The 26,762-nt window shown below is 57.9% G+C and carries 26 protein-coding genes; 14 read left to right on the forward strand and 12 right to left on the reverse strand.

Features of this window, described 5'->3' with window-relative positions; all coding sequences use genetic code 11:
* Window positions 1-14: 14 nt before the first annotated feature.
* The gene (locus TM5383_RS09410; RefSeq protein WP_058318763.1) at window positions 15-1,658 is read right to left on the reverse strand and encodes a lysine--tRNA ligase; all 1,644 of its coding nucleotides are present in this window, start codon (window positions 1,656-1,658) and stop codon (window positions 15-17) included.
* 136 nt (window positions 1,659-1,794) lie between these two features.
* Here TM5383_RS09410 and TM5383_RS09415 point away from each other — a divergent pair, with 136 nt between their 5' ends.
* Entirely contained in the window at window positions 1,795-2,223 is a 429-nt protein-coding gene (locus tag TM5383_RS09415) for a tellurite resistance TerB family protein (RefSeq protein ID WP_058318764.1), read from the forward strand.
* Window positions 2,224-2,313: 90 nt separating this feature from the next.
* On the opposite strand, the gene TM5383_RS09420 is transcribed toward TM5383_RS09415, so the two are convergent.
* Window positions 2,314-3,207: a DMT family transporter gene (locus TM5383_RS09420; protein ID WP_058318765.1), complete on the reverse strand. Its 894-nt coding sequence runs from the start codon at window positions 3,205-3,207 to the stop codon at window positions 2,314-2,316.
* 88 nt (window positions 3,208-3,295) lie between these two features.
* Here TM5383_RS09420 and TM5383_RS09425 point away from each other — a divergent pair, with 88 nt between their 5' ends.
* Window positions 3,296-3,652 carry a winged helix-turn-helix transcriptional regulator gene (locus TM5383_RS09425; RefSeq protein ID WP_058318766.1) on the forward strand — a complete coding sequence of 119 codons (357 nt, stop codon included), beginning with the start codon at window positions 3,296-3,298 and terminating at the stop codon, window positions 3,650-3,652.
* Window positions 3,653-3,695: 43 nt separating this feature from the next.
* Here the strand turns inward: TM5383_RS09425 and dacB are convergent, their stop codons facing one another.
* Window positions 3,696-5,198, reverse strand: a complete 1,503-nt coding sequence (gene dacB / locus TM5383_RS09430; protein WP_058318767.1) for a D-alanyl-D-alanine carboxypeptidase/D-alanyl-D-alanine endopeptidase — start codon at window positions 5,196-5,198, stop codon at window positions 3,696-3,698.
* 108 nt (window positions 5,199-5,306) lie between these two features.
* A complete protein-coding gene (locus TM5383_RS09435; protein WP_058318768.1) occupies window positions 5,307-5,906 on the reverse strand; it encodes a nicotinate-nucleotide adenylyltransferase in 600 nt (199 codons plus the stop codon).
* A 161-nt stretch (window positions 5,907-6,067) separates the two neighbouring features.
* Here TM5383_RS09435 and TM5383_RS09440 point away from each other — a divergent pair, with 161 nt between their 5' ends.
* Window positions 6,068-6,943 (forward strand): bifunctional helix-turn-helix transcriptional regulator/GNAT family N-acetyltransferase, encoded by an 876-nt coding sequence (locus TM5383_RS09440; RefSeq protein ID WP_058318769.1) that lies wholly within the window; start codon window positions 6,068-6,070, stop codon window positions 6,941-6,943.
* 60 nt (window positions 6,944-7,003) lie between these two features.
* On the opposite strand, the gene TM5383_RS09445 is transcribed toward TM5383_RS09440, so the two are convergent.
* Window positions 7,004-7,582 carry a hypothetical protein gene (locus TM5383_RS09445; protein WP_058318770.1) on the reverse strand — a complete coding sequence of 193 codons (579 nt, stop codon included), beginning with the start codon at window positions 7,580-7,582 and terminating at the stop codon, window positions 7,004-7,006.
* A 96-nt stretch (window positions 7,583-7,678) separates the two neighbouring features.
* On the opposite strand from TM5383_RS09445, the gene ettA reads away from it, so the two are divergent.
* Window positions 7,679-9,334 (forward strand): energy-dependent translational throttle protein EttA, encoded by a 1,656-nt coding sequence (gene ettA, locus TM5383_RS09450; protein ID WP_058318771.1) that lies wholly within the window; start codon window positions 7,679-7,681, stop codon window positions 9,332-9,334.
* A 30-nt stretch (window positions 9,335-9,364) separates the two neighbouring features.
* Here the strand turns inward: ettA and TM5383_RS09455 are convergent, their stop codons facing one another.
* On the reverse strand, window positions 9,365-10,213 hold the full coding sequence (locus TM5383_RS09455) for a hypothetical protein (RefSeq protein ID WP_058318772.1): 849 nt from the start codon (window positions 10,211-10,213) through the stop codon (window positions 9,365-9,367).
* A gap of 570 nt (window positions 10,214-10,783) precedes the next feature.
* On the opposite strand from TM5383_RS09455, the gene TM5383_RS09460 reads away from it, so the two are divergent.
* From TM5383_RS09460 to TM5383_RS09480, 5 genes are all read left to right on the forward strand, one after another.
* Window positions 10,784-11,344, forward strand: a complete 561-nt coding sequence (locus TM5383_RS09460) for a L,D-transpeptidase (RefSeq protein WP_058318773.1) — start codon at window positions 10,784-10,786, stop codon at window positions 11,342-11,344.
* A gap of 105 nt (window positions 11,345-11,449) precedes the next feature.
* On the forward strand, window positions 11,450-11,857 hold the full coding sequence (locus TM5383_RS09465) for a universal stress protein (protein WP_058318774.1): 408 nt from the start codon (window positions 11,450-11,452) through the stop codon (window positions 11,855-11,857).
* A gap of 94 nt (window positions 11,858-11,951) precedes the next feature.
* On the forward strand, window positions 11,952-12,212 hold the full coding sequence (locus TM5383_RS09470; RefSeq protein ID WP_058318775.1) for a TFIIB-type zinc ribbon-containing protein: 261 nt from the start codon (window positions 11,952-11,954) through the stop codon (window positions 12,210-12,212).
* A 176-nt stretch (window positions 12,213-12,388) separates the two neighbouring features.
* Window positions 12,389-14,203, forward strand: coding sequence for a translation elongation factor 4 (gene lepA, locus TM5383_RS09475; RefSeq protein ID WP_058318776.1), 1,815 nt, complete (start codon window positions 12,389-12,391; stop codon window positions 14,201-14,203).
* 393 nt (window positions 14,204-14,596) lie between these two features.
* Window positions 14,597-14,779, forward strand: coding sequence for a hypothetical protein (locus TM5383_RS09480; protein ID WP_058318777.1), 183 nt, complete (start codon window positions 14,597-14,599; stop codon window positions 14,777-14,779).
* 102 nt (window positions 14,780-14,881) lie between these two features.
* Here TM5383_RS09480 and TM5383_RS09485 read toward each other — a convergent pair whose 3' ends face one another.
* Genes TM5383_RS09485 through TM5383_RS09495 form a run of 3 tightly spaced genes read right to left on the reverse strand, consistent with a single transcriptional unit; the run spans window position 14,882 to window position 17,150 of the window.
* Window positions 14,882-15,643 carry an alpha/beta fold hydrolase gene (locus TM5383_RS09485; RefSeq protein WP_058318778.1) on the reverse strand — a complete coding sequence of 254 codons (762 nt, stop codon included), beginning with the start codon at window positions 15,641-15,643 and terminating at the stop codon, window positions 14,882-14,884.
* Window positions 15,644-15,687: 44 nt separating this feature from the next.
* A complete protein-coding gene (locus TM5383_RS09490; protein ID WP_058318779.1) occupies window positions 15,688-16,536 on the reverse strand; it encodes a DUF817 domain-containing protein in 849 nt (282 codons plus the stop codon).
* Window positions 16,533-17,150 carry an RNA 2'-phosphotransferase gene (locus TM5383_RS09495; protein WP_231725092.1) on the reverse strand — a complete coding sequence of 206 codons (618 nt, stop codon included), beginning with the start codon at window positions 17,148-17,150 and terminating at the stop codon, window positions 16,533-16,535. Before TM5383_RS09495 ends, TM5383_RS09490 begins: the two co-directional genes overlap by 4 nt.
* Window positions 17,151-17,175: 25 nt before the next feature.
* On the opposite strand from TM5383_RS09495, the gene TM5383_RS09500 reads away from it, so the two are divergent.
* From TM5383_RS09500 to TM5383_RS09510, 3 genes are all read left to right on the forward strand, one after another.
* Window positions 17,176-17,766, forward strand: a complete 591-nt coding sequence (locus TM5383_RS09500) for a TetR/AcrR family transcriptional regulator (protein WP_058318781.1) — start codon at window positions 17,176-17,178, stop codon at window positions 17,764-17,766.
* 109 nt (window positions 17,767-17,875) lie between these two features.
* On the forward strand, window positions 17,876-18,550 hold the full coding sequence (locus tag TM5383_RS09505; protein WP_058318782.1) for a PspA/IM30 family protein: 675 nt from the start codon (window positions 17,876-17,878) through the stop codon (window positions 18,548-18,550).
* A gap of 35 nt (window positions 18,551-18,585) precedes the next feature.
* Window positions 18,586-18,861 carry a YiaA/YiaB family inner membrane protein gene (locus TM5383_RS09510; RefSeq protein WP_058318783.1) on the forward strand — a complete coding sequence of 92 codons (276 nt, stop codon included), beginning with the start codon at window positions 18,586-18,588 and terminating at the stop codon, window positions 18,859-18,861.
* A 73-nt stretch (window positions 18,862-18,934) separates the two neighbouring features.
* Here the strand turns inward: TM5383_RS09510 and glyA are convergent, their stop codons facing one another.
* The gene (glyA, locus tag TM5383_RS09515) at window positions 18,935-20,218 is read right to left on the reverse strand and encodes a serine hydroxymethyltransferase (RefSeq protein WP_143570270.1); all 1,284 of its coding nucleotides are present in this window, start codon (window positions 20,216-20,218) and stop codon (window positions 18,935-18,937) included.
* A 181-nt stretch (window positions 20,219-20,399) separates the two neighbouring features.
* Between glyA and TM5383_RS09520 the strand changes: the two genes are divergently transcribed.
* Complete coding sequence (locus TM5383_RS09520; protein ID WP_143570271.1) at window positions 20,400-21,161, forward strand: NAD kinase; 762 nt, start codon at window positions 20,400-20,402, stop codon at window positions 21,159-21,161.
* Window positions 21,162-21,252: 91 nt separating this feature from the next.
* On the opposite strand, the gene prpE is transcribed toward TM5383_RS09520, so the two are convergent.
* Window positions 21,253-23,145 carry a propionate-CoA ligase PrpE gene (gene prpE, locus TM5383_RS09525; RefSeq protein WP_058318786.1) on the reverse strand — a complete coding sequence of 631 codons (1,893 nt, stop codon included), beginning with the start codon at window positions 23,143-23,145 and terminating at the stop codon, window positions 21,253-21,255.
* 431 nt (window positions 23,146-23,576) lie between these two features.
* Between prpE and TM5383_RS09530 the strand changes: the two genes are divergently transcribed.
* Window positions 23,577-24,158 carry a YceI family protein gene (locus TM5383_RS09530; RefSeq protein WP_058318787.1) on the forward strand — a complete coding sequence of 194 codons (582 nt, stop codon included), beginning with the start codon at window positions 23,577-23,579 and terminating at the stop codon, window positions 24,156-24,158.
* A 149-nt stretch (window positions 24,159-24,307) separates the two neighbouring features.
* Here the strand turns inward: TM5383_RS09530 and TM5383_RS09535 are convergent, their stop codons facing one another.
* On the reverse strand, window positions 24,308-26,587 hold the full coding sequence (locus tag TM5383_RS09535; protein WP_058318788.1) for an NADP-dependent malic enzyme: 2,280 nt from the start codon (window positions 26,585-26,587) through the stop codon (window positions 24,308-24,310).
* Window positions 26,588-26,762 lie beyond the last annotated feature (175 nt).

The raw sequence follows: 26,762 nt of genomic DNA on the forward strand, positions 1-26,762 counted from the left end.
TCTGTGGGGGTGCCTTACGACAACTCGCCCTTCAGGCCCTGATCGATCAGCGCCACGGTCTCTGTCGCGCCATAAAGCGCTGCGAAAGAGCCGAAGCGCGGACCTTGGGACTGACCCAGCAGCACTTCGTAAAGTGCCTTGAACCAGTCACGCAGGTTTTCAAACCCGTGGTTCTTGCCAACCGCAAAGACCACCGATTGCAGGAAATCGCCATCAGCAAAATCCGCCTCTGGCAGCGCATCTTCGTTGCCCATCATGGCGTTTTTCTTGGCGATCTGTTCCAGCGCTACGTCCGCCGAGGCAAAGGCCGCTTTCAGATCTTCCAGTGCGGCACGTTCCTGATCGGTCGGCGCGCGGAACACCTTCTCGGGCTTCACGAAGTCGTTGTAGTAACGCACCGCGTAACCCGCCGCGGCATCCAGCTGTGGGTTTGCCTCGGGCGAGGCATCGGGCGCATAGCGCTGGATGAAGCCCCAGAGCTGCGCCTTGTCATCAGCACCCGCGACGGAGGCGAGGTTCAGAAGCATCGAGAAGGGAACAACCATATCCGAGGCTGGAACCTCACCGGAATGGATGTGCCACACGGGGTTGTTCAGCTGTGCTTTCACGTCCTGACCGGCATAGGCGCGCAGCTGCTGGTGGTATTCATCCATCGCCTTGGGGATCACGTCAAAATGCATCCGCTTGGCGGTTTTGGGCTTTTGATACATGAAGTAGGCGAGGCTCTCGGTCGGGGCGTAGGTCAGCCATTCGTCAATCGAGATACCGTTGCCCGAGGTTTTGGAGATCTTCTGCCCGTTGGCATCCAGAAACAGTTCGTAGGTGAAGTGTTCCGGCGCGCGCTGGCCCAGCACGCGGCAGATGCCGTCATAGATCGGCGTGTTGGTCGAGTGGTCCTTGCCATACATCTCAAAGTCTACACCCAGCGCGGCCCAACGGGCGCCGAAGTCTGGCTTCCACTGCAGCTTCACGTTGCCGCCGGTGACGGGCACGGTCCATTCTTTGCCGTCCTCATCATCAAAGGTGATGGTGTAGGTTTCCGCGCAGACCTTTTTCATCGGCACGTAGAGAACACGGCCGGTTTCAGGGTGAATGGGCAGGAAGATGGAATAGGTCGCGGCGCGTTCTTCGCGCAGGGATTTCAGCATGATGGCCATGACGTCATCATACTTTTCCACCGCGCGCTTCAGCACCTCGTCAAACTGACCGGATTCGTAAAACTCCTTGGCCGAATAAAACTCATATTCAAACCCAAAGGTATCCAGGAACCGGCGCAGCATGGCGTTGTTGTGGTGGCCAAAGCTCTCATATTCGCCAAAGGGATCGGGCACCGAAGTCAGCGGTTTTTGCAGATGCTCCTGCAGGCTGTCGGCGTTCGGCACGTTGCCGGGCACCTTGCGCATCCCGTCCAGATCGTCGGAAAAACAGATCAGTTTGGTAGGAATGTCGCTGATCACCTCAAAGGCGCGTTTGATCATCGTGGTGCGCGCCACCTCGCCAAAGGTGCCGATATGCGGCAGGCCCGACGGACCATAGCCAGTTTCAAACAGCACATAGCCCTTTTCAGGTGCGCCCTTTGCGTAACGCTTGACCAGCTTCCGGGCCTCCTCGAACGGCCAGGCTTTGGATTTCAATGCGGCGTCACGCAATTCAGACATCTGCTGTCTCCATTAGATCAGGGGTCCGTTCGCGCCCCATGCGCGACAGACCGACGCTTCCTATTGCGACAATGGCTGTCAGTCAATATTCTGCAATTGCGAACAGTCCCAAATAAGCCCGGAAAGGCCAGCATTTATGACCCGTGAACAGCCCCCCCATCCGCTCAGCCCGCAGGACTGTCTGGTTGCGATCATGATCGCGATTTCCGCCGCAGATGCGAATATGCGCACCGCCGAGCTGGTGAAGATCCAGAACGCCGTGAACCACCTGCCCATTTTCGGCGCCTATGACATTGACCGCATCGGCGATGTGTCGCGGATTGTGTTTGACCTGTTCTCTGAAGAAGAGGGCCTCGACGCCCTGTTCGGCCTGATCCGCGCCAACCTGCCGGAGCATCTGTTTGAAACCGCCTATGCGCTGGCCTGTGACGTTGCGGCGGCGGATGGCAACATCCCCGAGTCCGAGCTGCGCCTGCTGGAAGAGATGCGCCACGAGCTGAACATCGACCGCCTGCACGCCGCCGCGATTGAGCGCGGATCGCGCGCACGGCATATTTCGGGGTGAGGTGCGGTAGGCACCGCTGTGAATGAGAAACCCCGCTTGTTGTGAGCAGGGTTTTGTGTGTCTGCGTATTGCCTAGGGTTCGGGGCAGTTTCACGATGTCAAAACTACCACGCCTGTACCCAGCAACGCCAGCATTGCCCCAATGATCGCTTGCGGGTGGGGGACCAAGCCTTCCTTCATCCACAGGATCGGCAAAATCAGCACAGGTGAGAGGGAGCCGAGGACTGCCGCGATCCCTGCATCCAGCATTGTGAACGCATAAAGCAGCAGCGTAGACGACACCCCATATCCGATCGCGCCGGGCAGGATGGTTCTGCCCAGTAGGTACGGGGTGACGGGGCGTGCGGGTCTGAACGCCTTGGCGGGCCATAGCGCGACCACAGATATCAGGAACGCTGCCCCCAACAGGCGGAGAGCCGAGACCGCAAGCGGATCGGTGCCCGCCAGCATTGCGGGTTTTACCACAAGAAACCCAAAGCCCTGACAGGCCGTGGCGGCGATGCCCAGTGCGATGACTGTGACGATGCTGCCCGTGGCCCTGTCGCTGTCGGATCGTGCATCACCACCAAAGAACACCGCCAGCCCGACCCCGATCAGTGCGATCATCGCACCGATCAGGTCCGCCGCATTGGGTGTTTCGCCCAGCCAGACATAGGCCATCAGCCCCACCAGCGGTGCTTTGAGCGATAATATCAGCTCTGTCCGGCGCGGCCCGCCTCGCCGCAGGCATTCGATCATGGCGAGGTTTCCCAAAACGATGCCGATCACGGTGCTGGCCACAAAGGACGGCCAGTGATCCCAAGCAACACTTGGCCAATATCCCAAAGCGGTGACGCCAGCGCACAAGAGGGCGGAACAGGCGATCAGCTGAATGCGGGTAAACTCAAACGCACCTAACTGGCGCGCAGGCCATTGGGCCAGAACGATGCCAGTGGCCCAGCCAAAGGAGGCACCGACAGCGGCTAACGCCGGGAGAATGAACATGACAGGGCCTTATGGATTCGCTACACTTTATGTAGCATTAGTGTGCTACATAAAGTGTAGCAATCGCTTTTTGATGAGGATGGTAAAAATGGCAGAGAGAACACCCGTGCCCGGGCAGCCTGTAAGGGGGTCCAAAACAGGCAAGCCGATCATGGCGCTCTTTGACCTGTTGGGGCGCAGTTGGGCGCTGGGCATTATTTGGCAATTGTCAGATGGTCCTTTGACATTCCGTCAAATCCAGACTGCCTGCGAAAACATGTCACCCACGATTTTGAACCGGCGCATCAAAGAATTGACCGCCAGCGGCCTCGTCGCGCGGGGGGATCAGGGGTATCAGTTGACCACCCAGGGCGCAGACTTGTTCGTCCTGCTGAAACCCTTTGGCGCATGGTCCAAGGACTGGGCCGACGGTCTGGCAGCCCATCGCGCGCAAGAGGAGCGCTGATCGCGGATTTATGGCGATGCGCGGTTGGTCAAGGGTCGCCTGCCTACCGCCCGTACAGCCCGCCCCAGCGTTCCAGCAATGCCTGCTGTAAGGTCTTCGCGCGTTTGTTCCAGCTGCGGCCGCCTTCGGGGCGTTCGCGTTCGCTCTTCTTCAGCTGACTGCGGCGCTTGTTGTCGGCGCTGAAGATGGCAAAAGCCATGTGTTGGCCCGCCGGTGTGGTGACATAGCCCGCTAGGGCCGAAGTGAAATTCAGCGTGCCGGTTTTGGCTATCACCTGCAGCGGGTGTTTTTTGTCCGGCTTGCCACGGGCATCGCGCAGGGTGATCTGCTTCATCAGAGGCGACAGGTGGCGCTGGGCCAGTGGGGTACTCAGTGCGGCGACCATGTCCTGTGCTGACACCCGCGATCCGTCACCCAAGCCGGAATGATCGACAAACCGCGCGGCATCCATTGCCAGATGTTTGTCCGCCCAGTCAGTCATCATTCTGGCCGATGCTTTCAGCGACTTGGGATTGCCCCCTGCTGCCTGTGATGCCGCCAGCCCGACCATTTCGGCGGTCAGGTTGGTGGAATATTTCATCATCGCCCGCAGGATGTCGCGCAGTGGCGCGCTTTGGACGCTGGCCAGCGTGGTGCCTGCAGGTAAGCGGGTGACTGTTTTTTCTTTGGGCAACACGATCCCATGCGCGCGCGCCAATGTGCGGAATGTTTCTGCTGCATAGAGATCGGGGCGGCGTACAGGCAACCAGCGACTGCCCCCCTTGCCAAGCGCGGCGCTGGCGACGGTCCAATGGTCCTGCGTGCCCTTTTGCGCGTAGGTGTAGGTGGGGGCCTGACGGCGCACCACTTTCATCTTGGCCACGGTGACGGCGGGGCGGTAGCGGTCAGATCGTGCGTCCATCGTCACGCCCCAGCCGGATTGCGCCCGCTTCCATTCAAAATGCACACGGTTGAAATTCAGCGACAGGCCCGAAATTGCGGGGTTATAGCCGACGTGATCCGGCTGACTGTCATCAATATGGGGCAGGTAGGGCAGGGTGCCTGCATAGATCAGAAAGCGCCCGCGCACTTCGCGCAGGCCCGTGGCCTTCAGCGCTTTGGCCAATTGGGCCAGTTGATCCGTGTCCAGCGTCGGATCGCCGCCACCGGCTAGGATCAGGTCACCGTTCAACACGCCGTTTTGTATCGGTGCAGTGGCAATCACCCGCGTGCGAAAACGGTGGTTCGCCCCCAGATGCGCCAGCGCATAGAGCGCCGTCACCGCCTTGGTCACACTGGCGGGCGGGAGCAGGGCATTGGCGTTGCGTCCCTCAAGGATCTTACCATTGCTGGGATCCGCAACTGCAAGGCTGAACCCACCGCTGAGTTTGGATTGCTTGAGCAGCGCCTCAAGAGACTGCGACCGTAGGGCTGTCGCCTCTGGGCCAGAAAGATTTGGCCGTGCAACAGGGCGCAGGGAGCGCCCCAATGGGGCGGCAAGGCTACTGCTGGCCGAAAATGCGGCCAGCGACGTGAGAAAGGCACGTCGGGAAAAGGCATTAATCATGACGCAGAGATTAGCCTGTGTTGCGTCCTGTCCTCAAGCACAGAGGCGGCAGTTTGCCATGAAATTCTTGCGACACTTTCGCCGGGTCGCTCGTTCCATAGCAAAGGGTTAGGGCCAGTTGCCCGTAGCACGCAATTTGGACGAGGATTGTGCATTCATCGGCATGTTTGAAAAACACCAGCGCGGTGCAGGGCCGTCGGCCAATGCCTGACTGTTGTGGGCCGCAATGCGGTGAGCGCGAAACATTTGGGCTGCCTTGGAACAGCGCGCCGCCATCCGATCCCCTGGGCGGGCCAAGACGCCAATCGGTACAGAGGCCATGATCGACTGCCAATCCTGCCAATGGTGAAATTGCGCCAGATTGTCGGCCCCCATCAACCAGACAAAGCGCACACCGGGATAAAGATGCTGTAGCGCTTCCAGCGTTTCAGCCGTGTAACGGGTGCCGGTTTGCGTTTCCAGATCGGTGATGGTGACACGCGGGTGATCCATGACCTGCGCCGCGCGGTGCAACCGTTTGCCGATGTCGGCGGGGCCGTGTGATTTCAGCGGGTTGCCGGGGCTGACCAGCCACCAAACCCGATCCAGACCAAACTGTTTCAACGCTTCAAGGGTGAGCTGCACATGTCCTTCGTGGGCGGGATCAAAGGATCCCCCCAACAGGCCGATCACCTGACCGGCGCGGGCATATGGCAGTGCGTTGCGCATGTGGTTTCATCCTCGGCAGGGGGTGGGCTGTCAACTGGAAAGCGTGCCGTAAGACTGCGGTTCGCTGTCTCATACGGTGGCCCATGCGAGGGCGTATGGTATTGCATTCCGAAAATGGTTAACATAATGCAACTATATCGAAGATCACCAAAAGCCCGCCTATGACCACTGACGCTGTCGCCCGCATCCGCCGTTTCAACCGCGCAGTCACCCGTGAAACCGGTGCCTTGGATCAGTCGTTTCTGGGGCGTGGCCGACCGCTGGGTCCGGCGCGTGTCCTGCATGCGATTGGCCCAGAGGGGCGGGAGCTTGAATCGATCCGCACCTACCTTGATCTGGAAAAACCGGTGCTGAGCCGGTTTCTGAAATCCCTTCAGGATGAGGGGTTGTTGCGGCTGGAACGCGATGAAACCGATGGCCGCCGCCGCATCGCGGTGCTGACCGAGGCGGGTTTGCGCGAGCGTGCTGCCTATAACGCCCTGTCAGATGCCCGCGCCGATGATCTGCTGTCGCGCCATCCCAATCCCGACGCGCTGTTGGCGGCGATGGATCTGGTGGCCTCGGCCCTTGGGCGGGATCGGATCGAACTGGTGGAATGTGACCCGCGCGACGCGGACGCGGTAAGCTGTCTGGAGGCGTATTATCAAGAGCTTGGCGCGCGGTTGGCGACCGGATTTGACGTAAATCTCAGCGCCGATCCCGAAGCTGGGGACATGATGGCCCCGCGCGGCTGTTTTCTGGTCGCTTACAGCGACGGCATGCCGCTGGGCTGCGTCGGGGTGAAGGGCACGGATAAAGGATACGCCGAGATCAAGCGTCTATGGATTTCCCCCGCCGCCCGCGGTCTGGGCCTGTCCCGCACCCTGATGGCAGAGGCCGAGGCGCGCGCCAAGGCGCTGGGCATCACGCTCATGCGGCTCGACACAAACTCCGCCCTGCCAGAGGCAATCGCGCTTTATCAGCGGTCGGGCTGGCGTGAGATCGAGCGGTTTAATGAGGATCCCTACCCAGATTACTTTTTTGAGAAGGCGATATGAACGCGTCCGAAAATGGCGGCATTTTCGGCAGGGCAATCTGGCGCCAGATTGCCCAGCGCATTAGTCAGAAACGAGCGGGCATTTCACGTAGCTGACCAGTACATCGTCCCAAGCTTTATCTGCGTCGAAATCGGAGCGGATCACGTCGTCGTCGGGCTTAGTGAACGCACCCATCCCGTGTTTGATCATATAGTCTGGTGAATGAGTTGGCGTGCCGAGCGTACGAAGCTCCTGACAGTGGGCATCGCGGTGTTTTGATAAGTCATTGAAACTTGGCCCCATGCGACTTTCCCATTGCGGGCCACCCGCTTGCCGAAGCTGTAGCATGAGCACGCTAATTGCCTGATGCGCTGACTTATCGGTGACTCTCAGGATATCAAACCGGCCGCGAATTAGCATCAAAGACATGAGCTCCGCTGCCATCGTATCCTTGCCGATCGCGTAGCAATCCAAGACGCTAACTGCGAGATCTGCTGGAGATTGGTTTGAAGGAGCTTCTCGGAGTGTGATGCACCCCAAGTCCTGAGTAGAGGCAAGGTTGCCTTCAATTTCGTAGTTTTGGATGTTTACCTGCGCTTGCGCGAGGCTGAATGTGGACTGCAGCAGCAATCCGCAAAATGCAATTTTATAAAATGGCATGTGAATCCTTCTGGGCGTAATACGTCGACAATTGCCCTTTTGCTTCGGCTTGTCTAGAACCTCTGCCAACCCTATTCCCCTGCAAGAGAGCAACCCATGGCATCTTATCAGTTTGTCTACCACATGTCCGGCGTCTCCAAGACCTATCCGGGCGGCAAGAAGTGCTTTGAAAACATCCACCTGAACTTCCTGCCCGGTGTGAAAATCGGCGTCGTGGGCGTCAACGGTGCCGGTAAATCCACCCTGATGAAAATCATGGCCGGTATGGACAAGGACTTCACCGGTGAAGCCTGGCACGCTGAGGGCGCCAAAGTGGGCTACCTGCCGCAGGAGCCTGAGCTGGACCCGAACCTTGACGTGCGCGGCAACGTGATGCTGGGCGTGGCCGAAAAGAAGGCCATTCTGGATCGCTACAACGAGCTGGCGATGAACTACAGCGATGAAACCGCTGATGAAATGGCCCAGCTGCAGGATGAGATTGACAGCCAGAACCTGTGGGATCTGGACAGTCAGGTCGACATCTCGCTGGAAGCGCTGCGCTGCCCCGCCGATGATGCCGATGTGACCAGCCTGTCGGGTGGTGAAAAACGCCGTGTGGCGCTGTGTAAGCTGCTGCTGGAAGCGCCTGACATGCTGCTGCTCGACGAACCGACCAACCACTTGGACGCCGAAACCATCGCCTGGCTGCAACAGCACCTGATCGATTACAAAGGCACCATCCTGATCGTCACCCACGACCGCTACTTCCTGGACGACATCACCGGCTGGATCCTGGAACTGGACCGTGGCCGCGGCATTCCCTACGAAGGCAACTATTCCGCATGGCTGGAGCAGAAGGCAAAACGCCTGCAGCACGAGGCCAAGGAAGATAAAGCGCGCCAGAAGACTCTTGAGCGTGAATTGGAATGGATGCGTCAGGGCGCCAAGGCGCGTCAGGCGAAATCCAAGGCCCGTATCGCCGCCTATAACGATCTGGCCAACCAGTCCGAGCGCGAGAAAATCACCCGCGCGCAGATCGTTATCCCGAACGGTCAGCGTCTGGGCGGCAAGGTGATTGAGGTCAACGGTCTGAAAAAAGCCATGGGTGACAAGCTGCTGGTCGAGGATCTGTCGTTCAGCCTGCCGCCCGGTGGCATCGTTGGCGTGATCGGCCCGAACGGCGCCGGTAAGACCACATTGTTCCGTATGTTGACCGGTCAGGAACAGCCTGATGAGGGGACTGTGGAGTATGGTGACACCGTGCAGCTGTCCTATGTGGATCAGTCGCGGGATGACCTGAAGGACAACGAAACCGTATGGGAAGCGATTTCCGGCGGGGCCGAGCTGATTGAGCTGGGTGATGCGCAGGTGAACTCGCGCGCTTACTGCTCGTCCTTCAACTTCAAGGGTGGCGATCAGCAAAAGACGCTGAACCTCCTCTCCGGTGGTGAGCGCAACCGCGTGCACATGGCGCGTCTGTTGAAAGAGGGCGGCAACGTGCTGCTGCTCGACGAACCGACCAACGACCTGGACGTGGAAACCCTGCGGGCGCTGGAAGATGCGCTGGTCGATTTCGCCGGCTGCGCGGTTGTCATCTCGCACGACCGTTTCTTCCTTGACCGGATCTGTACCCACATCCTCGCCTTTGAGGGTGATGCACATGTGGAGTGGTTTGAAGGCAACTTCGCGGATTACGAGGAAGACAAGAAGCGCCGCCTTGGCCCCGATGCGCTGGAACCCAAGCGCATCAAGCACAAGAAGTTCACCCGCTAAAGGGTGGTAAAGCGGCCCTTCGGGGCCGCTTTATTCGATGTCATCGGGTAGATCTATCACCTCATGAACCTCTAATATTTTGTATGCGACTGCTTTTTCGTTTTTAGAAACAATCATTACATCTACAACAAATCCCTTTTTATAAACATTTTCGTCGGCTTCGCGCACTTCGTGTTTGACACGTTCTTTGGCTAGGTCAGATGCATACATGATTGCGAGATCGCGTTTTGATATTTCGTCTATGACGACTCGTTCGCCGCTTCGTTTGCCATTTGGTGTGTCTTTTATGTCGGACCGAGTGAAAGTCATTAGAACGCGCTCGGCCCGTTTAGTTCTCTCTTCTTTGATTTGCTTATAAGCAGTTTGCAGTGTTTGCTCCGCTTGGATTGCTTGTTTGGTATTAAATTTAAAAGCCGCGCGTACTTCTCGTTTCCCATCTTCGAAGGTGGCGGCTTCAAGTGTCGAGGTTGCGTTAGGATCTCGGGCAATGGCAGCTACGGCACTGCTGAAAGTATCTAGATCGGATTTTTGAGGGTCTTTGGGCACATTCCCCTCGATCAGATCAGTAATGCGCTGTCTCCATTGCGCGACAAACTCAATTGCTTGAAGTGCTTGATCTGCATGTTGCGCGATGATTGGGGCGGTGGACATGACATACGGAAGTAAGTCGGCTTCAATAGACCCTTTCCGAACTTCTTTGACGTAAATTTCAGCATTGTCCTCGATATCGGGGTTCTCTGCAGCTTGGTTTCGGTATGCGCGAGCCAAGGACGTGAATGCGCCAACGAAATCGTTGAGTTCAATTGGTTCACTGTTATCAATTCGTAGGGTTAGGATAGTGGGGCTGTCTGGTTTCGGGAGCGTGGTAGTTTTTGTCATGCGTTAAATTATCTTTTTGAGCCTTGAGTAGTATTGCCTGCACTCTTTCTTCTACTGGGTGAAATTGCAATCTGTCATTAGTTATGAATTGTGGTGTCGTTTGCGGGCGTGCGCCGAATTGTATGACTCATTAGTAGTTTAGAGCTGATCGCGCACGAACCGAGGGGCGAAGCGGAGCGCCCGCCCCGTGGGGGCGGTTCGGGCGCTGCCAAATCTTTGATTTGGCAAATGTGCTTCGCTTGAGTGGTCACAAACACATCCCCTCACACCCCCGCCAGCCGGTTGAAACATCCCTCGCAACGCGGCGCCTGCCTTCCCATGTCTATCGCATAGGAGGACAAAACTATGTCACAGACCACACAGCACAACCGCAACCAACCCGCCAAATCCAGCGCTGAAGCACCGCGCAAACCTGCGCCGCAGACGCATCGGTTCACTGATTGGGCGGCGATCTGATCGACGCACAACTGGCTGAAATGTGATCGCTACCATCGCCCCCTGCGTTGATTTTTCACATGCTTCGCGCCATGCTGGCTGGACAGTTATTTGACCAGCACATGAGTATTGCCGATGAAACGCCGTCATTTCCTGACCACCGCCGCTGCCGCCACCACCACCCTTGCCATGCCGTCGATTGCGCGGGCGTTTGAGGTGGACCCGAAATATCTGCCGCAGGATGTGGCGATTAAATCGGATGTGGAACCAGGCCAAATTCTGGTGCTGCCGCAGGCGCATTTCCTTTACCTTGTGACTGGCGTGGGCACCGCGCGGCGGTATGGCGTCGGCGTTGGCAAAGCAGGTCTGGAATTCAAAGGCGACGCCATCATCCAGCGCAAGGCCAAATGGCCGCAATGGCGCCCGACGCCGTCGATGATCCAGCGCGAACCGCGCACCTATGCGAAATTCGTCGACAATGATTACATCCAGCCCGGTGGTCCGTCTAACCCGCTGGGCGCGCGGGCGCTCTACCTCTACAAAGATGGGCGTGACACCTATTTCCGCATCCATGGCACGACACAGCCGCATACCATCGGCCGGTCAGTGTCCAATGGCTGTATCCGTATGATCAACGATCATGTTGCCGACCTGTATGATCGCGTACCGCGCGGCACCAAGGTGACGGTTCTCTGACCGGAAACGGTAGGTCTGCCGACGTAGGGTCACGTATCTGACTTCGATCAAAGCGGGGGTTTTCTGCTTGTGCGACTGTGTCGCCAAGCGAAAGGAGAACCCCTTATGTATAAAAATATCCTTGTCCCCGTCTCGTTCGAGGCCAACCGTGATGCTGTTGGCGCCATTGAAATCGCACAGGCCATCCGCGAAGAGGGTGGCAAGCTGACCCTCTTGCACGTGATGGAGGCGGTGCCCGGTTACGCGCTGACCTATGTGCCTGCAGGGTTCCACGAAGATATGCAGAAATCAGTCGCCGAAGAGCTGGGGCAAATGATCGAGACCGTCGACAACGCAGAGGTTCAGGTTGTCGATGGTCATTCGGGCCGCACAATCGTGGATTATGCGGCAGAAAATGATGTGGATTGCATCGTGATCGCATCGCACCGCCCGGGCATGCAGAACCTGTTGCTCGGCTCTACCGCGACACAGGTGGTGCGCCACGCCAAATGCGCGGTGCATGTGCTGCGCTGATTGTCGCTGACACGTTCGAAATCCAGAGAGGTGGGGCTTGTTCCGGTGGGGGCAGGCCCCATTTCTATTGAGTAATCATGGAGGAGTGAGATCAATGCAATGTCCTATTGATGGTGCCCAACTGGTCATGACCGAACGCGCAGGGGTCGAAATTGACTATTGTCCCCAATGCCGCGGCGTGTGGTTGGATCGTGGAGAGTTGGACAAGATCGTCGAACGCTCTGCCATGCCCGAAGCGCCCCGTGCCCCGCAGCCCGCGGCGCAACCTGCGCAGCGCTACGATGATCGCCGGCAGCACTACCAGAAAAAGAAGAAGCCCAAGAGCTTCCTGTCAGAGATTTTCGATTTCGACTGACCTGATTTGCGCGCGCACCCTGCTGCGCATTTTCGCGAAACGTCGGGCTAAGGCATACCGTCTTTGCCCTGCGGCATCGGCAAAACATCCCCAAACCCTGCATCTTTGTGCTTTTACAGGGCTTGGGGTCTACGCGCCATATTGACCAACGCCTGATTCCAACGCATATCCGGCCCATGACCGACCTGAAACATATCCGCAATTTCTCGATCGTGGCGCATATCGACCACGGTAAATCCACGCTGGCTGACCGCCTGATCCAATCGACCAACACAGTGGCCGATCGGGACATGAAGGAACAGCTCCTGGACTCGATGGATATCGAGAGGGAACGCGGCATCACCATCAAGGCCAACACCGTTCGCATCGACTATCAGGCGAAGGACGGTGAGACCTATGTGCTAAACCTTATCGACACCCCCGGCCACGTCGACTTCGCCTACGAGGTGTCGCGTTCTATGCGCGCGGTTGAGGGATCGCTGCTGGTTGTCGACTCGACCCAAGGGGTCGAGGCGCAGACGCTGGCCAACGTCTATCAGGCGATTGAGGCGGATCATGAGATTGTGCCGGTTCTGAACAAGATCGACCTGCCTGCGTCCGACTGTGACCGTGTGGCGGAACAGATTGAGGATGTGATCGGCATTGACTCCACCGACGCGGTTCAGGTTTCGGCCAAATCGGGCATCGGCATCGAGGACACGCTGGAAGCGATCGTCACCCGCCTGCCAGCCCCCACCGGTGACCGTGACGCGCCGTTGAAGGCGATGCTGGTGGACAGCTGGTATGACGCCTATCTTGGCGTTGTGGTTCTGGTGCGGATCATGGACGGTACCCTGCGCAAGGGTCAGCGTATCACCATGATGCAGACCGGCGCCAACTACCCTGTGGACCGCATCGGGGTGTTCCGCCCTGAAATGGCGCAGGTGGACGAGTTGGGCCCGGGTGAGATCGGCTTTATCACCGCGTCGATCAAACAGGTGCGCGACACCAAGGTGGGCGACACCATCACCACCGAAAAGAAGGGCGCCGAAGAGCCGCTCGAAGGCTTTAAGCCAAGCCAGCCGGTTGTGTTCTGTGGCCTGTTCCCTGTCGATTCGGCTGAGTTCGAGGACCTGCGCGGCGCGATTGAGAAACTGGCGCTGAACGACGCCTCCTTCTCTTATGAAATGGAAACCTCTGCCGCGCTTGGCTTTGGCTTCCGCTGTGGCTTCCTTGGTCTTTTGCACCTTGAGGTGATCCGCGACCGGATTGAACGTGAATACAACATCGAACTGATCACAACCGCGCCGTCGGTGATTTACCATGTCTACATGAAGGGCAAGGATAATGAACCGGGCGAGATGATCGAACTGCACAACCCCGCAGACATGCCCGACCTGTCCAAGGTGGACCACCTTGAGGAGCCGCGCATCAAGGCGACCATCATGGTGCCCGATGAATATCTGGGTGACGTGCTGAAACTGTGTCAGGACCGCCGTGGTATCCAAGAGGATCTGACCTACGCGGGTAGCCGTGCGATGGCGGTCTATGACCTGCCGCTGAACGAGGTTGTGTTTGATTTCTATGACCGTCTGAAATCGGTGACCAAGGGCTATGCCTCTTTCGATTATCAGATGACCGGCTACCGCGAAGATACGCTGGTGAAGATGTCCATTCTGGTGAACGAGGAACCGGTGGATGCGCTGTCCGTCATGGTGCACCGTGACCGTGCCGAACTGCGTGGTCGCGCCATGTGCGAAAAGCTGAAGGATCTGATCCCGCGTCACATGTTCAAAATCCCGATCCAGGCCGCCATCGGCGGCAAGGTGATCGCCCGGGAAACGCTGGCAGCCCTGCGTAAGGACGTGACCGCCAAGTGTTACGGCGGCGACATGACCCGGAAGAAGAAACTGCTGGAAAAGCAGAAAGCCGGTAAGAAGAAGATGCGCCAATTCGGCAAGGTGGACATCCCACAAGAGGCCTTCATCTCTGCCCTGAAAATGGACGATTAAACAGAAAACCCCGCCCCAAAATCTGGAGGCGGGGTTTTTCGTGGCCGCTGTCTACGTTTGACGTTGATCGATGAAATTGGTGTCAAAAAACAGACACCCTGTGGCGCGGCTTGGTGCCCTCTCCTTCGGGGGGATAAAAGGTGCGTGGCAAAACCTATGATTTATTTACATGAAAACCATTTGATTTTGATCGATATTTTTCGGCACCCCTAAACCTGTGTATTTTGATTAGTTTTTCAACTAAGCGGCGATTTTTATCCGGAAATCTACCGCATTGACCCTACGTAAGCGTCAAATTTCCGTAGTTAAGAGTTGATTCAAATCATGCTCCGCAGCATTCAAGGGGGGTAATATGATCACTCAAATCGAAGCTAACGAATTGGGGGACATGACATGTTCAGACTTGCAGCCATTTTGCACCTCTTCATTGGGACAACGCTGGCTGGTTCGGCGCTTATCGTGGCGCTGGTGACTGGACACGACAGTGTCAGCGGTTTGGTAACCGCAGCATTGATCGGTTTTGTCGTTTCCCTACCGGCGACCTATTTTGTCGCACGGGCTCTTTTCACTGATTGATCAAAGCTTTGTGCGAATCCCGCCTCGGTGGGACGGTGGCGATGACGTGCGTGGGAAGGGGTCCCCCAAACGTTGTCGCCACCACCTTTCCAGCCTGTTGACTTAGCCGCGGTTCAGATAGCTGCGCACGGCCGCTTCAAATTCGCGCGGCTTTTCTGCGTGCAGCCAATGACCAGCCTCTGGAATTTTGGCGAAATGGCTGTTGGGAAATAGCGATTTGGTCAAATTTCTGTCTTCGCGTTTCACATAATCAGACAGGGCGCCGGACAGGAAAAGCGTGTCGCCAAAATATTGACGGTCGATTTCTGGAAAGCTCAGGATTTGATCCATATCCCGCGCCAGTACATCCAAGTTTAGCCGCCAGCGCTTGCCAGCCACATCCAGGGACTGGGTGAAAAAGGTTGGCAGAATTGGATCCTCTACGATCGCGCGCAGCTGCGCCTCTGCGTCCGAGCGCTTGTCCACCCGTGCCAGATCGACGGCCCGCATCGCTTCGACATATTGGATCTGTGAATGGGTGTAGGTCACGGGCGCGATGTCAGCGACAATCAGGCGGTTCACCAGGTCTGGGTGTTCTAGCGCCAACACCATCGCCGCTTTGCCGCCCATGGAATGGCCCAGGACGTCCATAGGGGCCCCGTGGGCGCGAATGACCTCGGCCAGGTCCGCAGCCATGCCAGCGTAGCTGTGATCGTCGATCCAGGGGCTGTAGCCATGGTTGCGCTGGTCGACTGCGATCACCTGACGTTCATCAGACAGGCGTTTGGCAATCACCCCCCAGTTGCGGCCTGACCCGTAAAGGCCATGCACGATCAGAAGGGCGGGTTGGTTGGTCGGGTCACCGTGGACGATCTGGTTCAGCATAGGAACTGGATAGAACAGCGTGGGGCAGGGCGCCAGTGGGTTCTTTAGCTGTTGCGTGGATCATGAGGTTGGCGCTGCAAGGCGTGGCGCAGCACTAGCGTTACAGTGACGAAACTGACGTAAAGCAGCAGATACCACGATCCCATCTTGGCAAAGCTGACCCGATCCAGCGGGTTTTGACCGGCGTAGAGCCACGTGCCTGTCAGCGTGCCGATGTTTTCTGCCAGCCACAGGAAGAAGCTGGAAAAGAACGCCGCCAGCGGCAACGGCATCCAGTACCAGTTTGCCCCGATGCGGAACCAGATCCGCGTGCGCAGGAACAGAACCAATGTGGCGGCAAACAGCGCGATGCGGATGTCTGGCACAAAATGATGTGCAAAGAAATTCACATAGATAGCAGTTGCCAGCACCACTGTGGTCCAGAATGGCGGGTAGGGTGCGAAGGTCATGTCAAACAACCGGATCACCCGCGCCATATAGGATCCGACGGCGGCGTACATAAATCCCGAAAACAGCGGTACGCCCATCAGTTTTAGCAGGCCCGGTTCCGGATAGGCCCAGCTGCCCGCTTGTACCTTGAACAGTTCCATCGCCGTTCCAGTCAGATGGAACAGCGCGATGACCTTGGCCTCTTCCCAGCTTTCCAGTTTGAGCGCCAGAAAGGCCACCTGCAGAGCCAGTGCGATACCCACCAGCGCATCATAGCGATGTAGCGACCATTCCGGTTGCCATATTGCCTTGGTCACAAGGATCGCGGCCAGCAGGCAGATCCCGAACAGGCAGGCCCAGCCCTGTTTCAGGACGAACATGACAAACTCGACGACCCCATGCGGCAGGCGGGCGCGCATTCGGTCGCCCAGACGGCGTTCGATGGTTAGGGCGTGTTCGGTCATCGCGTAATGGCATCTGGCGGAATTGCACCGGTCAACCAGACCCCGTTTTCTGACAAATAGAAAAGCTGTCCATTTTGATGCAGGGGACCGGCAGCGATCTGCAAGACAACGGGTTTGCCGTGGCGGGCGCCAACAGTGCGCGCGGTGTCAACATCAACGGAGAGATGTACGTGCTGGCGCCCCATGGGTTTAAGCCCTTCTGACAAGATTGCGTCACATGACGCTGCAGAGGTGCCGTGAAATAGTTTTTCGGGCGGAATTGCTGGTTTCAGGCCCAGATCGACATCGCGTGAGTGACCCTGACGGGCGCGGATGTATTGCCCATCTTCAGAGAGTGCGAACCGTTGCTTTGGATTGGTGTCGATAATTTCGATCAGTTCATCGCGTGTTATTGGTTGGCGACGATTGGAAAGTATCTTCTCGACCGATGCCCAGCCAGACTTGTCGAGTGTCAGATCAATTTCTTCAGGGGCGTGCCGTAGAACAAGGCTAAGAAATTTGCTTTTGGAAATAAGTGCTTTTTTCATTCTTTTAACTAACGCCCTCTGGTTTGTGCTGTCCAGCATGGTGCGCTTTCTTCGTTTGCTTTCGGGACGATTATGAACGATGTTCACTCGAGACGATGCAGAGGGGAATAAAATGGCAGGCAAAGTAGAGGCGCGGCGTGCCGCATTGCGGGAAAAACTGATCGAACTGGCAGAGGCGCAGATCGTCGCAGGTGGCCTTTCTTCGCTCAAGGCGCGGCAACTGGCGCAGGATGCGGGTTGCGCGCTAGGGGCGATCTACACGGTGTTTGACGACATGACGGCGTTGGTTCTGGCGGTCAACGGGCGCACCTTTCAGGCGTTGGGGCAGGCTGTACGGGCGTCGTTTGAGGGGGCAGAGGGGCTGGCGCCCAATGACCGCCTGATCGTGATGAGTAACGCCTATTTGTCCTTCGCCGCGGAACATACGCATCTGTGGCGGGCGCTGTTTGATGTGGAGATGTCCACTGATCACAACGTGCCGGATTGGTACATGTCCGCCTTGGGTGGTTTGTTTGCGTTGATCTCGCAGCCTTTGTCGCAAATCTTTCCCGAGATGGAGGCAGAAGAACTGTCATTGATGACGCGCGCGCTGTTTTCTTCGGTTCATGGCATTGTGTTGTTAGGCTTGGAGAATCGGATTTCCGGCGTGCCACGCGATCAGATCGAGGTGATGATCGCGCAGGTTTTGAGCCATATTCGATAAAATTTGAACATTGTTCAAAAAATATCTTGAACAATGTTCAAATTGTTTCTATATCCGTCTTGTGAACGACGTTCATAATTGTTGAGCGCCGCAACAACGGAGGTAGAAGATGTTTTCAACGCTGAAGACTTTGATCCAAGGCACCAACGCCCGCGCTGAAGAGCGGCTGCGTGATGTGCATGCCATCGAATTGATTGACCAGAAAATCCGCGAGGCCGAAGCAGGCCTGAAGAACGCCAAATTCAGCCTTGCCAGCCTGATCCAAAAACAGCGTAGCGAGGCGGCGCAGCTGACCCGGATTGAGGGGCAGATCACCGACCTGACCGACCGCGCGACCGCAGCGCTGGCGGATGCGCGCGATGACCTGGCCGCACAGGCGGCAGAGGCGATAGCGTCGCTGGAAAACGAAGCCACCCTGCGCCGTCAGACGGTAGAGCGGCTGGATGCCCGTGTGTTGCAGCTGCAAAACGCCGTGGAACGCGCCAGTCGCCGCATTCTTGATCTGAAACAGGGGGCAATCGCCGCCCGTGCCGTGCGCCGTGAGCAGGTCGCGCAAAAGGGGCTGAGCCGCCACATCGCACACGACAGCGCCTTCGACGACGCAGAAGCGTTGATCGAACAGGTTTTGGGTGCCGAAGATCCGTTTGAACAGGCGCAGATCCTGCATGAGATCGACAGTGGCCTGAAGCCCGACAGCGCGCTGAGTAAGCTGGCCGATGCGGGCTATGGCGCCGCGCAAAAGGTGACAGGTAGCGCCGTGCTGGCCCGCCTGAAAACTGCATAACTGAACAATATTAACGATATTAAAGGATTAAACTTATGACCGACCGTAACGACAACGCCCTGATTATCACCCTGAACATGGCCGGTGTGGCCCTCTCTTATGGTTTGCTGGCGATTTCTTTGTGGCTGTCCACTGATGTGCCGCTGTCGACCAAAGGTTTCTGGGGCATGGGTATCGTGTTGCTGACGCTCAGCCTGATCAACGTGGTGAAATACCGTTTTGACCAGCGTTCCAGCGAAGATCGTATTCGCAAAATTGAGGATGCGCGCAACGAAAAGATGCTGGAAGAGGCGCTGCGCGAAGAGGCGTGATCCGACCGCTGCACCAAATAAAAACCCCGGACCGCTGGTCCGGGGTTTCCTGTGTCATGGATGCAGGCAAACCTTACAGGTTCGGGTACATCTCAAACTTTGCGCACAGCGCTTCAACTTCGGCTTTCACCTTGGCTTCGACGGCGGCGTTGCCTTCTTCGCCGTTGGCGGCCAGACCGTCGACCACTTCGACGATCCAGTCAGCGATCTGACGGAATTCCGCCTCACCGAAACCACGGGTGGTGCCGGCGGGGGTGCCCAGACGGATGCCCGAGGTGACCATCGGCTTTTCCGGGTCAAACGGGATGCCGTTTTTGTTGCAGGTGATGTGCGCGCGGCCCAGGGCCTTTTCGGTGGCGTTGCCTTTCACACCTTTGGGGCGCAGGTCTACCAGCATCACGTGGGTGTCGGTGCCACCGGTGACGATGTCCAGACCGCCCTTGATCAGCTGATCGGCCAGTGCAACAGCGTTTGCGCGCACTTGCTTCTGGTAGGCTTTGAACTCGGGACGCAGCGCTTCGCCGAAGGCAGCGGCTTTACCGGCGATGACGTGCATCAGCGGACCACCCTGAATGCCGGGGAAGATGGCAGAGTTGATTTTCTTGGCCAGCGCTTCGTTGTTGGTCAGGATCATGCCGCCACGGGGACCGCGCAGGGTCTTGTGGGTGGTGGTGGTCGCAACATCCGCATAGGGGAAGGGCGAGGGGTGTTCGCCTGCGGCAACCAGACCGGCAAAGTGGGCCATGTCGACCATCAGGAAGGCGCCAACTTCGTCAGCGATTTCACGGAACTTGGCAAAGTCGATCTGACGCGGGATGGCGGAGCCACCGGCGATGATCAGGGCAGGCTTGTGCTCGCGCGCCAGCTCGGCCACTTGATCGTAGTCGATCAGGTTGTTGTCTTCGCGTACACCGTACTGAACAGCGTTGAACCATTTGCCCGACTGGTTGGGGGCTGCGCCGTGGGTCAGGTGACCACCGGAGGCCAGGTTCATACCCAGAATGGTGTCGCCGGGTTTGATCATCGCCATGAAGGCGCCTTGGTTCGCCTGCGAACCGGAGTTCGGCTGAACGTTCACGTACTCACAGCCAAACAGTTCCTTGGCGCGGTCGATGGCCAGGTTTTCGGCAACGTCGACGTACTGGCAACCGCCATAGTAGCGGCGGCCCGGGTAGCCTTCGGCGTATTTGTTGGTCAGCACGGAACCCTGTGCTTCCATCACGGCGGCGGAAACGATGTTTTCCGATGCGATCAGTTCGATCTCATGACGCTGGCGGCCCAGTTCGTCGGTGATGGAGCCAAACAGCTCGGGATCGCGGGTTGCGAGGCTTTCGGTGAAGAAACCGTTGTCGGACATGGGACACTCCGTCAGAATTTAGAGGGCAGAGATTGATTGCGTTTAGGTAACGGAATAATGGCCTTTCAGAAAGCGATGAATGCGACCAAGTGGCGTGTGTAGGCGGCAGGGGTGGTGCTTGACGCAAAGTTGTGGTTCGATCGGCACCAAATACGCCTATCGGAAACCACAAGATTGCCGAATCCCCATGAAAATCTCTTTTGTTGCCAGTGACAGCCCTTCGGCGCAGACCGGACGCGCCGCGCTTCTTAGTCGTTATGGCTGTGTTGAGGAGGAAGAGGCAGATGTGATCGTCGCGCTTGGTGGTGACGGTTTTATGCTGTCGACCCTGCACCGCACCCGTGATCTGGCGCTGCCGGTCTATGGGATGAACCGCGGCACCATTGGCTTTCTGATGAATGAGTATTCTGAAAGCAATCTGCTGAAACGCCTGGGTGAGGCAGAGGAGGCGGAAATTCATCCGCTGTCGATGACCGCAACCTGCCGCGATGGCACCACGCATCGCGCGCTGGCGCTGAACGAGGTGTCGGTGTTGCGTTCTGGTTCGCAGGCGGCGAAGCTGCGGATTTCCATCGACGGACGCCTGCGTATGGAAGAGCTGATCTGTGACGGTGCCCTTGTTGCGACCCCTGCAGGATCAACCGCCTATAACTACTCGGCTCACGGGCCGATCCTGCCAGTGGGGACTGACATTTTGGCGTTGACCGCGATTGCGCCTTTTCGTCCGCGGCGCTGGCGCGGGGCGCTGCTGCCGACCACGGCGACTGTGCGGTTTGATGTGATCGAGGCGGAAAAGCGCCCCGTGATGGCCGAAGCGGATAGCAATCTGGTGCCCAATGTCACATCGGTTGAAATCCGCTCGGAGCCGCAAATCTCGCACCGGTTGCTGTTTGACCCCGGCCACGGGCTAGAGGAGCGGCTGCTGCGCGAACAGTTCGAATAGCGCGCTGCCCCTGCACCTTTCAATGTTCCCTAAATGCTCAAAAAGGCCGCGTAGATGCGCGGCCTTCTGACGTTTCACACGGACGCTGGCCTTAGTCGTGGGCGTAGCCCAGACCCTGCAGGGCCAGCTTGATCTCGTCCAGAATGGCGGGATCGTCGATGGTGGCGGGCATTTTGTATTCCTTGCCATCGGCGATCGACACCATGGTGGCGCGCAGGATCTTGCCCGAGCGGGTTTTGGGCAGGCGGTCGACAACGGTGGCCAGTTTGAACGCGGCAACAGGGCCGATCTTTTCGCGCACCAGTGCAACCACCTCTTTCACCACATCAGTGTGGGCGCGATCACAGCCCGCGTTCAGGCAGAGGAAGCCCATCGGCATCTGGCCTTTCAGCGAATCCGCGACGCCGATCACGGCACATTCCGCCACATCGGGGTGGCCTGCCAGAACCTCTTCCATTGCGCCGGTGGACAGGCGGTGGCCGGCCACGTTGATCACGTCATCGGTGCGCGCCATGATGTAGAGGTAGCCGTCTTCGTCGATCATGCCCGCATCGCCGGTTTCATAGTAACCCGGGAAGTTGCTGAGGTAGGATGATTTGAACCGTTCTTCGGCTTTCCACAGGGTCGGGAAGGTGCCCGGCGGCAGCGGCAGCGGGGTGACGATTGCGCCCAGTTCGCCCGCAGGCAGCTCGTTGCCTGCATCATCAAGGATCTTCATGTCATAACCCGGCAGCGGCACCGAGGGGGAACCGAGTTTCACCGGCAGCAGTTCGATGCCAACGGGGTTACACACACCGGGGAAGCCCAGTTCGGTCTGCCACCAGTGGTCGATGATCGGCTTGCGCAGCTGTTCCTGCGCCCAGACGATGGTGTCGGGGTCTGCACGTTCCCCGGCGAGGAAGACTTGGTCCAGACAGCTGAGGTCGTATTTCTTGACGAACTCGCCAGTCGGGTCTTCGCGTTTCACGGCGCGGAACGCGGTGGGCGCGGTGAAGAACGACTTCACCTTATGTTCCTCAATCACCCGCCAGAAAGTGCCTGCATCGGGGGTGCCGACGGGTTTACCTTCGAACACGATGGTGGTGTTGCCGTGGATGAGGGGGCCGTAGCAGATGTAGCTGTGGCCAACCACCCAACCCACGTCCGAGGCGGCCCAGAACACATCACCGGGATCGACGTTGTAGATGTTTTTCATCGTCCAGTTCAGCGCGACCAACTGGCCTGCGGTATGGCGGACAACGCCTTTGGGCTGACCTGTGGTGCCCGAGGTATAGAGGATGTAGGCGGGGTGGTTGCCCTCAACCGGAACGCATTCGGCGGGTTCGACGCCGTATTGGAACCCGTGCCAGTTTACGTCCCGACCTTCGACCAGTTCGGCGACCTCTTGTTCACGTTGGAAGATGACGCAGAAATCCGGTTTATGTTCGGCCAGTTCGATGGCGCCGTCCAGCAGCGGTTTGTAGTGGACCACGCGGCCCGGTTCCAACCCGCAGGAGGCAGCGATGATCGCCTTGGGTTCACAATCGTCAATGCGCACGGCCAGTTCGTTGGCTGCAAAGCCACCAAAGACCACCGAATGGATTGCACCAAGGCGGGCACAGGCCAGCATCGCTTCCAGTGCTTCGGGGATCATCGGCATGTAGATGATGACGCGATCGCCTTTTTCAACGCCTTTGGCACGCAACGCACCAGCCAGAGAGGCAACACGGTTGCGCAGCTCGACATAAGAGATTTCGCGCTTGGTGTGGGTGATCGGGCTGTCGTAGATGATCGCGGTCTGTTCACCGCGGCCGTTTTCAACGTGGCGGTCAACGGCGTTCCAGCAGGTGTTTACCTTGGCATCCGCGAACCATTCATACAGGTTGTCGCCCTTGTCAAAGAGCGCCTTTGAGGGGGCGCTGTCCCAGTCGATCGCCTTGGCGGCATCCATCCAGAAAGCTTCGGGATTGTCCTGCCAGCTTTGATAGACCTCTTTATATGACATGGTTTTCCTCCTCCTCATTCCATGCCTATTGGATAGGGGAGGGCGTCAAGACGGGGCAAGCATTGCCTGTGACGCACGGTCACAATATTGCGCCTGATTGGCATTTTCGGCCAAATCACGCGAAACGGCTTCGCAAAGCGGCGAAGACTTTGCTGATTTCTAACGCAGAGTGCGCATTTTTGCAAAATTGCAAAGTTTGCAGTCGTTAATATCGTGACTCGCCAGTCGTGCTGCTCCGGTTTGTCTGGCGGCTTCACGGGGTGATCACGGCGGCGTCTGTTTGCGTGTGCATCCCCTCGCAGAGAGTTTGGGCGCATGTGAGCGGACCCTCTGGCATACTGGTCTTAACGGCAGGCGCTCTCGGCAGCGCGATCTGCCCAACCCAGTATCCGTTTGTGTGTCAGCGCGTCGGGCAAGAAAAGGAAGAGACTATGAACAGACGTCATTTTGCCCGTTCTATCGCGGCTTTTGGTTTGACTATGATGTCCGCACCGTTTGCGCAGGCTGCGCCTGCAAAGTACCTGCTGGACAAAGAGGACAGCGTTGTCGGCTTTACCTACTATCTGGATTCGGACGGAACCAAGGGCAGTATGCCGGTGCAATCGGCCGATCTGCAATTGGATTTGCGTAATATTTCCCGCAGCAAGATTGACGTGACCCTCAGCCCGAAGAAGGCGCGCGCAGGCTTTTTCTTTGCCACCGAGGCGTTGAAAGGTGCCGAGGTACTGGATGTGCGTAATCATCCAACCATCCGGTTTGTCGGACGCCGCATCACTGGCACGATTCATGATGCCAAGGTGACAGGCGATCTGACGGTGCGCGGTGTGTCGCGTCCGGTAACGCTAAATGCGCAGCTGTTTCGCCAGCGCGGCACAGAGGCGGGCGATCTGAACAATCTATCGATCTTGCTGACTGGCAGCCTGGACCGACATGATTTTGGGGCATCGGGTTATGCCGCTTTGGTCGGGCCACAAATTGATTTGCGTATTCTGGCGCGCATCAACCGCGCCTGAAGCGTCTTACTTTCCTTATGAAGCATAGATAACGCAGGTCACGTTGGGATGGACGTGATCTGCCGGGGCGTCTGAGTTGGGGGCGCCCCAAACGCGACAGGCCCCAACCGATGGCTGGGGCCTGTCGTTGTAAATATTGTGTGCCACTATCAGCCGTAATGTGCCACTGGTGTGCCTGCGATGGCCGCCATGTTCAGCAGGCCACGCGCAGTGATGGATGGGCTGACGATATGTGCCTTGTTGCCCATGCCCATCAGGATTGGTCCCACTTCCAGACCATCGGCGCGCATTTTTAGAATGTTGCGCACACCCGATGCCGCATCCGCGTGGGCAAAGACCAACGTATTGGCCACGCCTGGCATGCGCGAGCGCGGGAACAGTTTTTGGCGCAGACCCGGGTCAAGTGCCACATCCACGTTCATTTCTCCTTCATAGCAGAAATCAGTGTCGCGGCTGTCGAGGATCTCCAGTGCTTCGCGCAGGCGCTTGCCCGATCCTTCGGCGTGGTTGCCGAACTGGCTTTGCGAACACAGTGCGACGTTCGGTTCCAGACCAAAGCGGCGCACATGGCGCGCCGCGCCTTCGGCGATACGGGCCAGTTGTTCGGGGGTCGGCAGTTCATGCACCTGTGTGTCAGCAATGAACAGCGGCCCATCCTCTAGGATCATCAGCGAAAGCGCGCCATGCGGGCTGAGGTCAGGGGTGCCAAGGATCTGCTGGATATAGTTCAGGTGCCAGCGGTATTCGCCGAAGGTGCCGCAGATCATGCTGTCTGCCTCACCCCGATGTACAGCGACGGCGGCAATGGCGGTGGTGTTGGTGCGCATGATCGCCTTGGCCAGATCGGGGGTGACGCCCTTGCGCTCCATCAGCTCATGATAGCTGGTCCAGAAATCGAAATAGCGCGGATCGTTTTCGGGGTTCACGAACTGGAAATCCACGCCCGGACGGATGTTGAGGCCCGCGCGTTCGCAGCGTGCTTCCAGAACCTCGGGACGGCCGATCAGGATCGGGGTCTCTGTGGTTTCTTCCAGAATCGCCTGTGCGGCGCGCAGCACGCGTTCATCCTCACCCTCGGCAAAGATGATGCGGCGGGCGGCAGCGCGCGCACTTTCAAACAGCGGACGCATCAACAGCGCGGATTTGAACACCGACTGGTCCAGCTTGTGTTTATACGCCTCCAGATCGTCGATCGGGCGGGTGGCGACGCCACTGTCCATCGCGGCCTTGGCTACAGCGGCAGAGACCACGCCAACCAGACGCGGATCAAACGGTTTCGGGATCAGATAATCCGCGCCAAAGGTCAGCTGTTCACCTTTGTAGGCCGCTGCCGCCTCGGCAGAGGTGGTGGCGCGGGCCAGCTCAGCGATGCCTTGCACACAGGCGACGCACATTTCATCGTTGATCTCGGTCGCGCCTACATCCAGCGCCCCACGGAAGATGAAGGGGAAACACAATACGTTGTTGACCTGATTGGGGAAATCGCTGCGGCCTGTGGCGATGATCGCCTCTGGCGCGACGCTGCGCGCCTCATCCGGCATGATTTCCGGCGTCGGGTTGGCAAGGGCGAAAACGATGGGGCGGTCGGCCATTTTGGCGACCATTTCGGGTTTCAACACGCCGGGGCCAGACAGGCCAAGGAACATGTCCGCGCCTTCGATCACCTCATCCAGCGTGCGTTTGTCGCTGGCTTGGGCATATTCGGCCTTTTGTGGGGTCATTTCGCTGGTGCGGCCCTCATAGACCAAACCGTCGATATCGCACAGCCAGACGTTTTCGCGTTTGACGCCCAGTTTCAGCAGCATGTTGAGGCAGGCAATGCCTGCTGCGCCGCCACCAGTGGAGACGATTTTGATATCCTCAAACCGTTTGCCGGCCACCTGCAAAGCGTTGGTCGCCGCCGCGCCGACAACAATCGCGGTGCCGTGCTGATCGTCGTGGAACACGGGGATGTTCATCCGTTCACGGCAGATCTTTTCGACGATAAAGCAATCGGGTGCCTTGATGTCTTCGAGGTTGATGGCGCCGAAGGTCGGGCCGAGGGCGCAGACAATCTCTGCCAGTTTTTCGGGGTCTTTTTCGTCCACTTCGATGTCGAAACAGTCGATGTTGGCGAATTTCTTGAACAGAACCGCCTTGCCTTCCATCACCGGTTTCGACGCCAGCGCGCCGATGTTGCCCAGACCCAAAACGGCGGAGCCGTTGGATACCACGCCCACCAGATTGCCGCGCGCGGTGTAGCGGCTGGCGTCTGCCGGATCTGCCTTAATCTCTAGGCAGGCTTCGGCGACGCCGGGGCTGTAGGCCAGTGACAGATCGCGCCCATTGGCCAGCGGTTTGGTGGCGCGCACCTCTAGTTTGCCGGGTTTCGGGGTCTCATGATACAGTAGAGCGGCCTGGCGCAGGGTTTGTTTCTGGCTGTCGGACATCGGTTCGCCTCAATAAATATCAGTTAGTTTAGTGTTAAACCATTTTTTGACCTAGCGGAAGGTGCGGAATTTGGCTTATGGGGTGTTTATGCGCTAACGCGTGCTTGCAAAGGCCATGCCTTTGGGCAAAAGTTTCTCATTCGATCAAAAATACCCGCCATACATATCCGCCTGA

Source organism: Thalassovita mediterranea, assembly GCF_001458435.1.
GTDB lineage: Bacteria > Pseudomonadota > Alphaproteobacteria > Rhodobacterales > Rhodobacteraceae > Thalassobius > Thalassobius mediterraneus.